The organism is Methanocaldococcus infernus ME, from assembly GCF_000092305.1.
GTDB lineage: Archaea > AGJL01 > Methanococci > Methanococcales > Methanocaldococcaceae > Methanocaldococcus > Methanocaldococcus infernus.
Map to the genome: position 1 here is coordinate 630,102 of NC_014122.1, position 14,740 is coordinate 644,841.

Consider the following 14,740-nt stretch of genomic DNA (forward strand, 5'->3'; position numbering starts at 1 on the left):
TAAAATTTTATTATTCTTGTTGCTCTTCCTCAACTAATCCAATAATCTTAGCTCTCTCAGGATGATCTTTATTTACAAATGGAGAGTTTTTATAGTAATCTATACTATCCTCTTCCTCAACTGTAACTAAGTAGCTTGGAACTGTAACCCTTCTACCATTGATAGCTATGTGTCCATGGACTATTAACTGTCTTGCCTGTCTTGGAGTTCTTGCTAACCCCTTTCTGAAAACTAAGGTTTGTAATCTTCTCTCTAAGATATCTTCAACAGTTAAAGCTAAGACATCATCCAATGTTGGGTTATCCTTTCTTAAAATTCCATATCTTCTTAAGACATTGAATAACTGCTGAGCCTCCTTAGCCCCTTGTTCTGTTGTGTCACTAATTAACCTTCTTGCCTGTCTTCTGTACTTTCTTAAGATTGTTTCAGCTTTCCAAACTTCTCTTTTTCTCCTTAAACCATACTTTCTACAAAGTTCTTTTTCTCTCTCAATTCTCTCCTTAATCCATGGGTGGTTAGGTGTTTCATACTTCTTAGGAAATCTTCTCCTTGGGTCTCCCATCTTTTCACCTTACTTTTTCCTTCTTGAAACTCCAACTGTTGGACCTCTTCTAAATGTACTCTTTGTTCTCTGTCCTCTACATGGTAATCCTAATTCGTGTCTAATTCCTCTGTAACACTTGATTCTCTTCAATCTGTTAATATCTTCCTGCTTAACAACAATTAAGTCTCCTTCAATAACGTGTTTATCTTCTCCTGTAACGTAATCTTTCCTTCTATTAAACATCCAAGAAGGAATTCCAAACTTAGCAGGATCTTGTAAAACCTCTTCTATCTTTTTAACCTCTTCATCAGTTAAGTAACCGGCTAACTTGTTTGGGTCGATGTTGGTTACTCTAACGATAGCTCTTGCCATCGCCTCTCCAATTCCGTAGATGTCTTGGAGAGCCATGATCACTTTTTTATTACCATCAATATCGGTTCTTGATATTCTAATTAAATATTTAAATTCAGAATTTTGGACTTCTGCCAAGTTATCCCCCTTTCTCAGTTATCAGAAACACGTGTTTGAAAATAAAATAAAAAAATAAGTGGCGCGGAGGGGGGGATTTGAACCCCCGCGGGGCAAAGCCCCATGGGATCTCCAGTCCCACGCCGTAGCCGGGCTTGGCTACCTCCGCACTTTACAGCATCATTTAATAGTTACCAATGATTATATATTATTTTCGGTTCAAAAATTATAAATTTATCAATCTTTTTATCTCTTTCAACTTCTTAGGTAAGTGTTTCCATCTCCAAAATCCCCTTAATATCTCTTCTTCAGAGTAACCAAAGCTCTTTAAAGCATTTACCCACTTATTGAAGAGTTCAGGATAGAGCTCTCTAACTCTTAAAAACTCAGCATTTAGCATAGCTGGGCATAGATAACAGCCAATCCTTTCAAAGCCTTTATCATAGAGAGGATTGTAAAGGATGTCATTAAGATAGATCCAAGACCAAACATCAACCCCTTTCCAGTCCAAGATTGGGAAGACATTTATCTGATTCTCTATCAGCCCTCTCTTCTCATAACTCAACCTTTCCCTTGAAAAGCTTTCAGCTCTTCTACTTCCATTTATTGTATAAACTAACTTGTATTTTTTTAAGTATTCCCTTAGAGGGTTAAGCTTACAAATAGTGTTACACCACCTATTATCCTTGGTTGGAACTCCTCTTTTATTAAGCTCTTCCCAAAAGTCTCCTCCTTTTAAGATTGTTAAGTTTAAGTCATATTTCTTAGCAAAGTCTTTAACAAACTTTATAGTTTCAGGAAACTCTAAGCCAGTGTCTATAAAGATGACTTCTATATCTTTAATAATTTCATTGGCTAAGAGTGTTGAGACAGAACTATCTTTCCCTCCAGAGAATGAAGCATTTATCTCCTTACCCTTATAATTTTTAATTAAATTTTTAGCTTTTTTTTCTAACTTCTCTATCCTATTTTTATTCTTTTTTATGTAACTATCAAGTTTTTCAAGGAAAACCTCTCTTTTTAGTGTTAAGTCTTTAATTTTAATTTTATCTCCCTTCTTAATCCCAACTCCTACATAATTCCCCATCTCAAAGCCAAAGTATCCCTCTTCTAACTCCTCTGGATTTTCAATTAGCTCTAAATTTATCTTTTTCCCTTTAATTTTTCTTCTTGTTGGCTTTAACCTTATTTTAGGCTTCTCTATTAAGTAGAAGTTGGCTGAGGGGTGAAATTCCCACTGTAGAGTGATTAAATTAAATTCTAATATGCCAATATATAAGTTATCAATATAAACCTTCTTCCTATAATCAAGGCCTCCAATCTTTTCCAAGATGACAGCTAAGTCTTTAAAATCTTTTCCTGTTAACCTTTTTAAAATCTCATTTTCATAGGGAGAGAGGAATTTGTTGTCCATTGTCATCCCTTAATCTAAATCTTTAAATTTAGGTTGAAAATAAAAAATTTTAAAATTAAGCCCAGAAGGTTAGATAAGCTTCAACTAACTTCTTACCAGCATCTGTTAAACCTCTCTTTCCAATGAAGCCAGTGTTTTTAAGTATAACCAAAGATTTTTTAATCTCATCTATTGTTAAAGGTAAGAGCTTAGCCAATAAAATAATCTCATTCTCCTTATGCTCCTTACCCTCCTCTTTCTCCTTCCAAACTCTATCAAACTCCTCTCTATTCTCATAGATAGCTCTTAGTATATTAAAGGTTGTTGGGGTTACAGCAAATTTAGTATTTAAAAGTTCTGGGACTCTTGCCTCTTCTACAGCATCTTTAACATCTTCTCCTAACTTGGTTAGCTTTATCATCTTGTTCTGTAGCTCAACTATAAACCCTTTAGATTCAGCCTCATTGATAGCTCTTATAATCTCTTCTTCCTCTCCTCCAACATGCTCCATAATTAATTTAACAAGCTCATCTCTGTGGATATATTTCTTCTTAGGAACCTTTACTAAGGCTGAAACATCATACTTTGTTAAGTATGGCTTTCTCTTAATAGTTTTAGATAGGTTCATATAGAACTTTCCTTTCTCAGTGATTCCTCTCTTCACTGTCCCCTCTTCCTTTCCAACCATTACCCACTCAGCTATTGGCACATCTCCAGCTTCTGGGTAGGTTATAGCTTTCATTCCATCAGTTGTTACCTTTCCAAACTCTTTAGCCTTCTCTCCAAATTCTGTCATCCAGTAAGTATCTTTATTATCAACAACTTTCCTCTCAATTAACTCCTTAGACTCTAAGATGTGTAAAGTCTCTCCTAAGTCTTTAATATTAACTCTCTTTTCAATCTCTTTATATGTTGGTATAACCTTTGGATTGGTTTCATATATCTTCTTAATCTCTTCTATAGCCTTTAAAACCTCTAACTCATCCTCTAAAACATATATTGGCAGGGTTTTCTCTTCAACCTTCCCCAACCCTTTATAGGTTTCCATCATCTCCTTACCTAACTCTGTAACCCCTTCCTTATAGAAGCCACTTTCCTCTAAGCTCTCACTACCCTTTCCACTCTCTAACAATTCAAAGTCCTCCTTTCTCAAAATTAAAGCTCTTGATATATTTGGAACCATGTTTGCTATCTTAATAACATTGGCTAAGGTTTTTGTTGTTGAAAAGGCTTTATCAGATGTCTTTGGAGAGATCATCAATAATCTCATAGCCTGTAGAGCATTTATTATGTAGTCCCCAAAATTCTTAGAATTTTTGTAAGTTATGAGTTCATCATACAATCCTATCTTTGGCATGTTTCTAACAAAGCTTAATATTTGTGGAGTTAAATAAACTATTGGGTGTGTTTCTCTGTAGATCTTTAATATCTCTTTCCCTATCTCATTTAATCCATTGTCATCAGCTAACTGTCTCTCCTTTAGTAAGGCAAGCCAATCCTCTGGAACCTGTCCAGTCTCTTCAAGTAACTCCATAATTTTTATAATTTCACTGTCAATAAAGATTTCTGGCAAGTTCTCAATGTCTAACTTTTCAACAAGCTCTAACAACCTCTTCCCAGCTTCAGTAAATCTTATGCTATCTCCTTCAAGCTCAACAAATCCTAAGATGTAAAGCTCAACTACTCTATTTTTAAAATCTTCTGGTAAAGCTTTTTCAATCTCTTTCTGACTCTCTGTCTCTTTCATCTTTTTTAATATCTCTAAATGTCTCTTTTTCAAGAACATCTATTCCACCTCTACAAGTTTTTGAAACTCCCTTATAGCTTTAAACTTATAATACCAAAGGATTAGCATAAAGAGAGTAGCTCCAAAGAATGGAGACCAAACAAGTAATGATAGCTTAGGGACTATAAATAATGTTACACTAATAATAAATAGAACCATATAACCAACTTCTAAAGCATACCTTAACCTCTCAATCTCAAATAAAAAGGTTGATGCCACTATCAACTTTGTTAATTTTTCTACCCCTTTTAGTAAGATACTCCTCTCTAAGATCTTGCTCTCTAACCTTTTATATTCTTCATCTTCAGCCTTTAGGAAGGCTATAACTAACTTGTATCCTAAAACTATGTGCCAACCTAAGGCTAAGAATATAAAGAATCCTGTGAATATTAAGAAAATATATAGGAACATTTATTCACCTTAAGAGTTTCTTATAATATGACTTAGAGGTTCTATAAAAACTTTACTATAATTAGTATATTTAAATCTTTTGATTAAATGAATAAAAAATTATTAAAAAAGATAAAAAATAAAAAAAATTAAGATCAAAAAAAGAAGAGAAAAATGGTAGCGGGGGGAGGATTTGAACCTCCGATCTCCGGGTTATGAGCCCGGCGGGATGGACCTGGCTACCCCACCCCGCTTCCCAAAACAGGCATAAGTTAGATATAGGTAAGTTATATATAAAAGTTATGGAGTTGTGCATAAACATGGAACATATTGAGAAACTCTTACAAACTTACAAAGGAAAGAAAGTGATTCTGGCATTTTCTGGAGGAGTTGATAGCTTAATCTTAGCAATATTGTTAAGTAGAGTAGCTAAGGTTAAGTGTGTCTTTATAAAAACTCCATACATTCATAAATATAAAGAAGAAGATGCCAAGGCTTTAGCTAAGAAGTTTAACTTAGATCTTGAAATTCTTTATGTTGATAAGATTGTTGAAAATAGTAAGTTAAGATGCTACCATTGTAAAAAGATGTTTTTCTCAATTTTAAATAAGATGAAAGAGGAGTTAAGTTATGACTTAGTAGTTGATGGAACACACTATGATGATCTCTTTGAGGATAGACCTGGACTAAAAGCTTTAGAAGAGCTTAATATCTCTTCTCCTTTTGCAGAGTTTAAGGTTAGAAAAGGGGATATTTTAAAATTAGCTAAAGATTTAAATATAAATATTCCAAAAGAAACCTGTTTATTAACAAGATTTGATAGAGATGTTGATGAAAAAGAGCTTAGAAAAGTTGAAGCCTTGGAAGAGTTTCTAAGAAAGTTTCTTAAGGGATCAATAAGGTTAAGGGATCGTGGAGATAAAGCTATATTGGAAATTGAGGACATAAAAAACTTTGAACATAATAGAGAAGTAATTTTAAGTGAGTTGAGGAAGTATTATGATGATATATTGGTTATAAAAAAATAGTTCTTGCTTTACTTAAAGTTTCCTAAAAGTAGCTTGGCAGCATTATAGTATCTTCTCCAATCCCCACTCCTTGAGGTGTCAATATAATTAACCTTCTTTTCTGAGAGTAAGATGGCCCCATAGCCTTCTAATTTACAAACCAAGGCTAAGCATCTAAATATTAAATTTCCACTTATCCCATCTGGAGCCACTATTAAATTAAAATCTTCTTTTAAATACTCTTCAATCACTATCCCCCTATGCTCCACAATATAAGAGACTCTCTTTTTTACTTCCTCAGCTTCTTTTATTGTTCTATCAACTCTCTCATCCCTTCCTAAGTCCTCTAACCTACCTCCTGAGAGTAAGGCTATTTTTGGCTCAATCTTAAGCTCTTCCAAAAATTTGGCTCCATAGTTTATAATATTAATTTTATCCTCTAAACCCTTAACCTCATCTATGCCAACAGGAGATAGTAAAAAAATGTTCTTTGTAAAAGGGTTCTTCAATATTGAGGCTCTATAAAATTTCCCTAACCTTTCTCTAAGTAATGGAATAACTTCTGAAGAAGGTAGAGAGCCTCTTATAACTCCTTTAACATCCTTATCAAAGAGATAACTTATAAGTTCCTCTGGATCCTTAACAATTTTAACCTCTATCCCTTCCTCTTTTAATTTTTCATAGGCTTTTAACACTTCTTCATTCCCTCTATATCCTATTATTATCATAGCAAATTCCCAAAAAGTCTTTTTTTCCTCTTAGTATATCTTCAGCTATCATAGCTAAGCCTATAGAAGCACTTTCTCCTTCTAAGATATACAAATTAACATTTGGAAGAAGCTCTTTTATCATCTCTCCTATATTTGGCTCTTTTAATGAACCAATGGAGCCTGCTAAAACCACATTCTTCTCCTTAGTTAAAATTAAGAGAGAAGAGATTTCCATAGCTACACTTAGCACTAAGCTATCTATTGCCAATTTACAATTTTCATTAGTATAGTAATTTTTAATAATCTCCTCCTTGGTTTCCTCTGGTCCTTTATAGATCTTAGCTATCTTCACAGCTCCAGCTCTGGAGAAGGCCTCATTTGCTGTCATCTTTTTCATGTCAATAGCTCTAATAAACTCTAAGTCTAATGGGCCATGTAACATACCAATAGCTCCAATACAGGCATCAAAGCCCCCAACTATTTTTTTATCTTTAATTAAGAGTGTGACAGTATTTGATGAAATGTCTGAGAGTATAAAATTATCTAAATTAAATAATTTATGGGCATAGTAAGCTATTCCAATCTTCTCAGGGGAAGAGATGTGAGAATATAAAGCTCTAAATCTCTTGTCTAAGCATTCTGTCTCTCTATGTAAGCCAGGGATAACAACAGTTGGAATTCCACTATCCTTAATCTCATCATAAACCTTAGTTCCTCCTCCTATCTTCTCTCCAGCTCCTTCTAAGCTCTTAACTCCTCTATTTTTAACCTTCTCAATTGGCATTATCTTGTTAATCCCATCCCCCATAGAATAGGTTAGAGCTATTAAATCTATTTTTTCAAGATCAACATGTTTTTTAAGCTCTTCTAAGTAAGATTTCTTTAACAATTCTTTCCTCCTTAGCTTAAATATCCTATTTTTTCCATTCTCTCTTATACATGTAACAATGCCAGAGGTTCCATGATCTATGCCTATGGTTATCATCTCAACACCAAAACAGAGAAACTATATTTAATGATGATGACATTCTATATTTTAAAATTTGTTGGAGGGACATAAATGATAAGTGATAGTGTCAAAAAAGGGATTGAAAGAGCTCCACATAGGAGTTTATTAAAAGCCTGTGGTTATAGTGATGAAGATCTTGAAAAGCCCTTTATTGGAGTTGCTAATAGCTTCACTGAAGTGGTTCCAGGACATATACATCTAAGAGAGATAGCTAAGGCTGTTAAAGAAGGAATTTACTCAAATGGTGGGACAGCCTTTGAGTTCAACACCATGGCTATCTGTGATGGTATAGCTATGGGACATGAGGGGATGAGATATTCACTACCTTCAAGGGAGATAATAGCTGACACTGTAGAAAGCATGGCTAAAGCTCATGGATTTGATGGCTTAGTTTTAATTCCAAGTTGTGATAAAGTTGTCCCTGGAATGCTAATGGGAGCTATAAGAACAGGCCTACCTTTCATAGTGGTTACTGGAGGAGCCATGCCTCCTGGAGAGATTAGAGGGAGAAGAATAGATTTAATAAGTGTCTTTGAGGCTGTTGGAGAATATAAGGTTGGAAAGATCTCAGAGGAAGAGCTTAGAGAACTTGAAAATCATGCTTGCCCTGGAGCTGGAAGTTGTGCTGGGCTATTTACAGCCAACACTATGGCATGTGTAACAGAGGCCTTAGGCTTATCTCTTCCATATTGTGCCACTTCCTTAGCAAAAACTGCAGAGAAGATAAGGATAGCAAGGAGAAGTGGAAGGAGGATAGTTGATTTAGTTAAAAATAATATAACTCCTGACAAAATACTAAGCAAGGAAAGTTTTGAAAATGCTATTTTAGTAGATTTAGCCCTTGGAGGTTCTACAAACACAACCTTACACATTCCAGCTATAGCCCATGAGTTGGAAGAGAAGTTAATAACCTTAGATGACTTTGATAGGCTCTCTGATAAGGTTCCTCACATAGCTTCACTCAGACCTGGAGGAAAATACTTTATAGAGGATTTACACAAAGCTGGAGGAATTCCTGGAGTATTGAAAGTTTTAGAAGGAGTGATTAATAAAGACTGTCTAACAGTTAGTGGCAAAACCATAGGAGAAATAATAAGTGAAGTTAAATATATAGATTATGAGGTTATTAGGCCAATAGATAATCCTGTACATGAAACTGCTGGAATAAGAATTTTAAGGGGAAGCTTAGCTCCTAATGGAGCTGTTGTTAAAATCTCAGCAGTGAAGCCAGAGATGTATAAATTTGAAGGAGAGGCAAGAGTTTTTAACAGTGAGGAAGAGGCTGTTAAAGCTATACTAAATGGAGAGATAGAGGGAGGGGAGGTTGTAGTTATAAGATATGAGGGCCCTGCAGGGGGGCCAGGGATGAGGGAAATGTTAGCTCCAACCTCAGCCATCTGTGGGATGGGGTTGGATGATAAAGTGGCATTAGTAACAGATGGTAGATTTAGTGGAGGTAGTAGAGGGCCATGTATTGGCCATGTATCTCCAGAAGCCATGGCTGGAGGGCCAATAGCTATAGTTGAGGATGGAGATCTTATAAAGATAGACATGATCAATAAGAGGTTAGACCTTTCCCTCTCAAAGGAGGAGATTGAAGAAAGATTAAAGAAGTGGAAAAAGCCAGAGTTGAAGGTTAAGAAGGGATGGTTAGCAAGATATGCTAAGTTGGTTAGCTCAGCTGATGAAGGAGCTATCTTAAAATAAAAAATTTTTTGGTGTCTAACTTGTATTTAACAAAGGAAGAGGAGAAAATTTTAGATGGAGAGAGAGGGGAGATTTTAAGAAGGTGTTTGAATCTCTTAGTTTCCCTTGGAGAGATCTATGGAGCTGAGAGGTTAATAGAGATAAGGTCAGCTCAGATCTCAGGAGTTTCTTACAAAACTATTAGAGATGTTGGCTTAGAGTTCATTGAAGACTTAGCCAGGGAAAATGTTAAAGTTAAGGTTATCTCTACCCTAAACCCAGCAGGGATGGACTTAGATAGATGGAGAGATCTTGAAATAAGTGAAGAGTTTGCTGAAAAGCAATTAAGGATTATAAAAGCCTTTGAAAAACTTGGGGTTGAGCTTAGCTGTACTTGCACTCCCTATTTAACTGGCAACATTCCAACCTTTGGAGACCATATAGCTTGGGCTGAAAGCTCAGCTGTAGCCTTTGCCAACTCTGTCTTAGGAGCCAAAACCAACAGAGAAGGAGGCCCATCAGCACTGGCAGCAGCTATATTGGGGAAAACTCCTTACTATGGCTATCACTTAGATGAGAATAGGAAAGCTAACTATATAGTGAAGTTAGAGCTTTCAAAAAATTGGGGAGAAAGCCTTTATGGAGCTTTAGGTTATCTTATAGGAAAGATGGTTAAGAATGGAATCCCTTATTTTGAAAATCTTTATAAGCTTAAGCCAAGCTTAGACAGCTTAAAAAGCTTAGGAGCTTCAATGGCAGCCTCTGGAGGAATAGCTCTATTTCATGCTAAGCATCTAACAGCTGAGGCTAAAGTGAGAGATGTTATTGGAGAGGCTGAGAGGATAGAGATTGATGATAAGGAGATAGAAGAAGCTTACAGTTCTCTCAACTCAACTGAAGATTATGAGCTAATTTGCTTAGGCTGTCCCCACTGTAGCTTAGAAGAGATAAAGAAAGTGGCTAACTTATTAAAAGATAAAAAATTAGATAGGGAACTTTGGGTCTGTACCTCTCTACAAGTAAAGGCTATTGCTGATAGAATGGGATACACCAAAATTATAGAAAAAGCTGGGGGAAAGGTTATAAAAGATACTTGTATGGTTGTAGCTCCAATAGAAGAGCTTGGCTATAAAAGTGTGGCAACAAACTCTGGAAAGGCTTCTGTCTATTTACCAAGCTTCTGTAAAAGTAAGGTTTATTTTTCAGATGTAGAAGATATCCTTAAGCATTAAAATATTTAAAATCTTTTGAAATATATTAAAATTAATTGATTAATCAAAAACTATAAATATTAGTTGAGCCATGTTAAATGTTTGGTGATAACTTGGTAGTAATAAGAGTGTTTGGAACTGGCTGTCAGAAATGTCAAGAAGTTTATGAGAATGTTAAGAAAGCTGTTGAAGAACTTGGAATAGATGCTGAAATTATAAAGGTTACTGATGTTGATGAGATAGCCAACTGGATCTATGTAACCCCTGGAGTAGCTTTTGATGACTATATTATCTTTGAGGGAAAGGTTCCAACAGTTGAGGAAATTAAGGAAGAGTTAAAAAGCTATTTGGAGGAGAAAGAATGAAGGTAGCAATAATAGCATGTGAAAAGATGGTTTTATCAGGATGTCCTGGAAAAGAAGCTTGTGTCTCCTGCTTTAAAGCTATAAATGAGAAGAGTGGAGCCTTTGAGAGATATAAAGATGTTGAGTTAGTTGCCTTTACAACCTGTGGAGGCTGTCCAGGGAAGAGATTTACAAGTAGAGTTAAGCTATTAAAAAATGCTGTTGGAGCTGAGGCTATACACATAGCTAACTGTACCTTCTTAGAGCCAAAATGTCCATACTTAAACTTTGAAGAGCTTAGTAAGAAGTTAATGGAAGAGCTTGAAATCCCCATAGTCTTTGGAACCCATAAGTTAATTAAAGGCTTAGAGCTTGTTTGCACCTGTGATAAAAAATAAATCCTAAAATTTTTTTAGATATTTAGATTAATAAACTTAAATAGGTGAGAATTTGGATTTTATAATGATTATAATCAATACAGTTATTGATTATTTAACCCCAAATAGGGTTATAGCCTTACTAACAGCCTTCCTTATGGCTGGAGGGATATCTGCTTTAATAGACAAGGAAATAATATTAAGGTACTTTAGCTCAGAGAATAGGGTAGTTTCTTACTTAGTGGCTTCAGTGAGTGGAGCCATCTTAACAGTTTGCTCCTGTACAGTTATCCCTCTCTTTGCCTCCATATATAAAAAAGGAGCTAATATAGGGCCAGCAGTAACACTTCTCTACTCCGCTCCAGCTATTAATATCTTAGCCATCTTCTACTCAGCAGCTGTTCTTGGCTGGGACATTGGGATATTAAGGGCTGTATTTGCTATTGTTATTTCAATAGTTATAGGCTTAATTATGGAATTTATATTTAGGGAGAAGAAAGAAGAGAAAAGAAGAGTTAAGAGGTTATCAAGAAAGAGAAAGATGGAAATGAAAAAGTTATTAATTTTCTTTGCTCTACTGTTGTTAATGCTACTTGATATAACAGCATCTCCTAAGTTCTTCCCTCAACTTTCCTATTCCATATATGGCTCTTTCTTAGTGAAGCATTTAATATTTGTTATATTAGCCATAATCTTCTCTATCTATGTGAAATTAAACTTTGACAAAAGAGAGATAAAGAGCTGGCTCTTAGAAACTAAGATTTTACTTAAAATTATCTTCCCTCTCCTAATCTTAGGGATTGCTATAGCAGGAGTTATTAAAGCTCTAATTCCTCCTGAGTATGTAGCCAACTATGTTGGGCAAAATACAATATTCTCTAACCTTATAGCCTCTCTAATTGGAGCTACTATGTACTTTGCCACCCTAACAGAGGTTCCAATAGTTAAGTCTCTTATGGATCTTGGAATGAATGTAGGCCCAGCTATGGCCTTACTACTTGCTGGACCAAGTTTAAGCATTCCAACAGTCTTGGCTGTATCTAAAATTATGGGATATAAGAAAGCTCTAACATACTTCTCCTTAGTTGTTATCTTTTCAGCCCTCTGTGGTTATCTCACAGGATTTATATTATCTCAACCCTAAAACATCAAAGGTGTCATAAATCCCTTCTTCTTTATCTTTGATAAACCTTATAGCTAAGATAACCCCATTAACAAAGGCTTGCCTACTACTTGCTTTATGGGTTATTTCCAACCTCTCCCCATCTCCAGCAAAGATAACTGTATGCTCTCCAACAACATCTCCACATCTAACTGCATGTATCCCTATCTCCTCTTTTTTCCTCTCTCCAACTAATCCCTTCCTTCCATAGATAAAATAGCTCTCTCTACTTCTGTTACTCTTTATTATCTCAGCAGCCTTAAGGGCTGTTCCAGATGGAGCATCTTTTTTATATCTGTGATGAATCTCTATAATTTCAATGTCATAGTCTCCCAACTTCTTAGCCAAAATTTCTAAAATTTTGAAGAAGATATTTACTCCAATGGCAAAGTTCTCTGAAATAACAGCTGGAACTTTATTCTCTTCTATGGACTTTAACATCTCTTTCCTCTGCTCTTCAGTAAAGCCTGTAGTTCCAATAACCAACTTAACCTTATTTCTTGCAGCTATCTTAACATTCTCAACACATGCATGGGCTATAGTGAAATCAACTAAAACATCTGGTTTAACTTCCTTTAAAACCTTGTCTAAGTTTTCAGCACTCTCTAACTTAATGTTTAGTTTTCCTAAGCCTAATAACTCTCCTACATCCTTCCCTATATTTGGATTGTTTGGAGCTTCAAAGGCAGCCACTAATTTCATATCCTCTTGCTGTAAGATAGTTTTTATAATATTGCTCCCCATCCTTCCTAAGGCTCCAGTTACTACTACTTTTATCATGCTACCCCTCTTTTAATTGTCTTTAAAACCTCTTCTTTTAATATTTCAACTATCTTCTTTCTATATTTTAAGAATTCTACACTATTCTTATCCCTTGGCCTCTCCAAGTCTATCTCAACAATCTCCTTTATCCTTCCAGGCCTTGCTGTCATTATAGCCACTCTGTCAGAGAGGTAGATGGCTTCATCAATACTATGTGTAACAAAGAAAACAGTCTTCTTATCTTTCTCCCAAATCTTTAATAACTCATTCTGTAATATAGCCCTTGTCTGAGCATCTAAGGCAGCAAAAGGCTCATCCATTAAAACAATCTCTGGATTGTTGGCTAAGGTTCTTGCTATTGCCACCCTCTGCTGCATTCCCCCACTTAGCTGGTGAGGATAAGCATTTTCAAATCCTTTTAGCCCAACAAGTTCTATAAACTTCTTAGCTATTCTCTCCCTCTCCTCTTTAGGAAGGCCTTTAAGCTCTAATCCAAAGGTAACATTTTTCAAAACAGTTCTCCAAGGCATTAATGTATACTGTTGAAATACAACCCCTCTATCAGCCCCTGGTCCTTTAACTTCCTTTCCATCCAATAAAACCTTTCCAGAGCTTGGCTTTTCCAAGCCTGCTATAATTCTTAATAAAGTTGTCTTTCCACAGCCAGAGGGGCCCATGACAGTGAAAAACTCATTCTCCTTAATTTCTAAGTTTATGTTATCTAAGGCTTTAACCTCCTTATCTTCTAACTTAAACACTTTACTAACATTCTCTATAATTAACTTTGACATGAAGAATCACTTCATTGCTGTTCTCCAGAAGAAATATTTCTTTTCAATGTATCTTAACCCTCTATCTAAGATAAGGCCAATTAACCCTATAACAATCATTGCAGCAATAACTATATCCATTCTACTTAATGAGTAGGCATAGGTTATAAGATAACCAAGCCCTGAATTACTCCCTGGAAGCATCTCAGCAGCAACCACACACATCCAAGCTATTCCTATTCCCACCCTTAAGCCAGTTAAGATGGATGGAGAAGATGCTGGAATAACAACCTTAATTAAGATGTCTCTTTTCTTAGCCCCTAAGGTTAGAGCAGCTTCAATTAATGGCTTAGGAACCCCTTTAACTCCTGAGATAGTGTTAATTAAGATAGGGAAGAATGCTCCAATGAAGATAATGAAAACCATGGACACTTCTCCAATCCCAAACCATGCAAGTGAGAGAGGAACCCATGCAAGTGGAGGAATTGGTCTAAAGAGTTCTATAACAGTGTCAAATAAAGCATTAATAACAGTGAAGTAACCCATCAGTATCCCTAAGGGGACAGCTAAGAGAGAGGCTATAATAAAACCTGAGAGAACTCTCTTTATACTAATGAGGGCATTACTAACCAAACTTCCAGTTCCTAAGAGATCTACAGTAGGATGAAGAAGAATTTTTAGAACATCTTCAACCCTTGGAAGGATAACAGGGTTATTAATATAGATAGCTAAAAGCTCCCAAATAACTAATAGGGTTAAGGGCATGGCTAACTTTATTAAGATACTAACTACACTATCTTTTAATCTCAACTCCATTCCCCTGTTTTCATTTTTTGGTAAAATTCTGTGAATATAGAGTTTAAAATAAGGCTATAGCTAATATATAATTTTCCTTTTAATGTTAATGGTTTATGTAAATTCATAAAATCATAAGCTTTATATACCAAAAGAAATTTTTTATAATTCCCGAGGGCCCATAGTCTAGCTGGCTATGACGCCGCCCTTACAAGGCGGAGGTCGCCGGTTCGAATCCGGCTGGGCCCACTATTTTTTACTTTCAAATTAATGAAATTTGATAATACTGACTTTTACTATTAATTTATATTTTTAAATTAATGAAA

General features: G+C 35.5%; 16 protein-coding genes and 3 tRNA genes. 7 read left to right on the forward strand and 12 right to left on the reverse strand.

Annotated features, from left to right (window positions below):
- Positions 1–10 precede the first annotated feature (10 nt).
- From METIN_RS03470 to METIN_RS03500, 7 genes are all read right to left on the reverse strand, one after another.
- Positions 11–562 carry a 30S ribosomal protein S4 gene (locus tag METIN_RS03470; RefSeq protein ID WP_013100113.1) on the reverse strand — a complete coding sequence of 184 codons (552 nt, stop codon included), beginning with the start codon at positions 560–562 and terminating at the stop codon, positions 11–13.
- 9 nt (positions 563–571) lie between these two features.
- Positions 572–1,033: a 30S ribosomal protein S13 gene (locus tag METIN_RS03475; protein ID WP_013100114.1), complete on the reverse strand. Its 462-nt coding sequence runs from the start codon at positions 1,031–1,033 to the stop codon at positions 572–574.
- Between the two features lie 59 nt (positions 1,034–1,092).
- Positions 1,093–1,181 (reverse strand) — tRNA-Ser (locus METIN_RS03480).
- Positions 1,182–1,238: 57 nt separating this feature from the next.
- Positions 1,239–2,426: a phosphoadenosine phosphosulfate reductase domain-containing protein gene (locus tag METIN_RS03485; protein ID WP_013100115.1), complete on the reverse strand. Its 1,188-nt coding sequence runs from the start codon at positions 2,424–2,426 to the stop codon at positions 1,239–1,241.
- Between the two features lie 55 nt (positions 2,427–2,481).
- Positions 2,482–4,191, reverse strand: coding sequence for a DUF505 family protein (locus METIN_RS03490; RefSeq protein ID WP_013100116.1), 1,710 nt, complete (start codon positions 4,189–4,191; stop codon positions 2,482–2,484).
- Complete coding sequence (locus METIN_RS03495) at positions 4,192–4,602, reverse strand: hypothetical protein (RefSeq protein WP_013100117.1); 411 nt, start codon at positions 4,600–4,602, stop codon at positions 4,192–4,194.
- 154 nt (positions 4,603–4,756) lie between these two features.
- Positions 4,757–4,835: transfer RNA gene (locus METIN_RS03500), tRNA-Met, on the reverse strand.
- 66 nt (positions 4,836–4,901) lie between these two features.
- Here METIN_RS03500 and larE point away from each other — a divergent pair.
- On the forward strand, positions 4,902–5,609 hold the full coding sequence (gene larE, locus METIN_RS03505; protein ID WP_048203350.1) for an ATP-dependent sacrificial sulfur transferase LarE: 708 nt from the start codon (positions 4,902–4,904) through the stop codon (positions 5,607–5,609).
- An 8-nt stretch (positions 5,610–5,617) separates the two neighbouring features.
- Here the strand turns inward: larE and mtxX are convergent, their stop codons facing one another.
- Both mtxX and METIN_RS03515 read right to left on the reverse strand, forming a co-directional pair.
- The gene (gene mtxX, locus METIN_RS03510; protein WP_013100119.1) at positions 5,618–6,316 is read right to left on the reverse strand and encodes a methanogenesis marker protein Mmp4/MtxX; all 699 of its coding nucleotides are present in this window, start codon (positions 6,314–6,316) and stop codon (positions 5,618–5,620) included.
- The gene (locus METIN_RS03515) at positions 6,297–7,283 is read right to left on the reverse strand and encodes a methanogenesis marker 12 protein (protein ID WP_013100120.1); all 987 of its coding nucleotides are present in this window, start codon (positions 7,281–7,283) and stop codon (positions 6,297–6,299) included. The genes mtxX and METIN_RS03515 overlap by 20 nt, the downstream gene beginning before the upstream one ends.
- A gap of 75 nt (positions 7,284–7,358) precedes the next feature.
- Between METIN_RS03515 and ilvD the strand changes: the two genes are divergently transcribed.
- The 5 genes from ilvD to METIN_RS03540 all read left to right on the forward strand — a co-directional run bounded on the left by ilvD (position 7,359) and on the right by METIN_RS03540 (position 12,069).
- Complete coding sequence (gene ilvD, locus METIN_RS03520; RefSeq protein ID WP_013100121.1) at positions 7,359–9,014, forward strand: dihydroxy-acid dehydratase; 1,656 nt, start codon at positions 7,359–7,361, stop codon at positions 9,012–9,014.
- Between the two features lie 20 nt (positions 9,015–9,034).
- The gene (locus METIN_RS03525; RefSeq protein WP_013100122.1) at positions 9,035–10,225 is read left to right on the forward strand and encodes an aconitase X; all 1,191 of its coding nucleotides are present in this window, start codon (positions 9,035–9,037) and stop codon (positions 10,223–10,225) included.
- A gap of 92 nt (positions 10,226–10,317) precedes the next feature.
- Positions 10,318–10,569, forward strand: coding sequence for an MTH895/ArsE family thioredoxin-like protein (locus METIN_RS03530; RefSeq protein ID WP_232156310.1), 252 nt, complete (start codon positions 10,318–10,320; stop codon positions 10,567–10,569).
- A complete protein-coding gene (locus tag METIN_RS03535) occupies positions 10,566–10,946 on the forward strand; it encodes a CGGC domain-containing protein (protein WP_013100124.1) in 381 nt (126 codons plus the stop codon). The genes METIN_RS03530 and METIN_RS03535 overlap by 4 nt, the downstream gene beginning before the upstream one ends.
- 52 nt (positions 10,947–10,998) lie before the next feature.
- Positions 10,999–12,069, forward strand: coding sequence for a permease (locus METIN_RS03540; protein ID WP_013100125.1), 1,071 nt, complete (start codon positions 10,999–11,001; stop codon positions 12,067–12,069).
- Here the strand turns inward: METIN_RS03540 and dapB are convergent.
- From dapB to METIN_RS03555, 3 genes are read right to left on the reverse strand one after another with little or no spacing between them, the layout of a single operon-like run.
- Positions 12,055–12,867, reverse strand: a complete 813-nt coding sequence (gene dapB, locus METIN_RS03545) for a 4-hydroxy-tetrahydrodipicolinate reductase (RefSeq protein ID WP_013100126.1) — start codon at positions 12,865–12,867, stop codon at positions 12,055–12,057. The two genes, METIN_RS03540 and dapB, sit on opposite strands and share 15 nt — an antisense overlap.
- Complete coding sequence (locus METIN_RS03550) at positions 12,864–13,640, reverse strand: ABC transporter ATP-binding protein (protein WP_013100127.1); 777 nt, start codon at positions 13,638–13,640, stop codon at positions 12,864–12,866. Before METIN_RS03550 ends, dapB begins: the two co-directional genes overlap by 4 nt.
- A 6-nt stretch (positions 13,641–13,646) precedes the next feature.
- Positions 13,647–14,384, reverse strand: a complete 738-nt coding sequence (locus METIN_RS03555) for an ABC transporter permease (RefSeq protein ID WP_394295974.1) — start codon at positions 14,382–14,384, stop codon at positions 13,647–13,649.
- A gap of 205 nt (positions 14,385–14,589) precedes the next feature.
- Between METIN_RS03555 and METIN_RS03560 the strand changes: the two genes are divergently transcribed.
- Positions 14,590–14,663 (forward strand) — tRNA-Val (locus METIN_RS03560).
- Positions 14,664–14,740 lie beyond the last annotated feature (77 nt).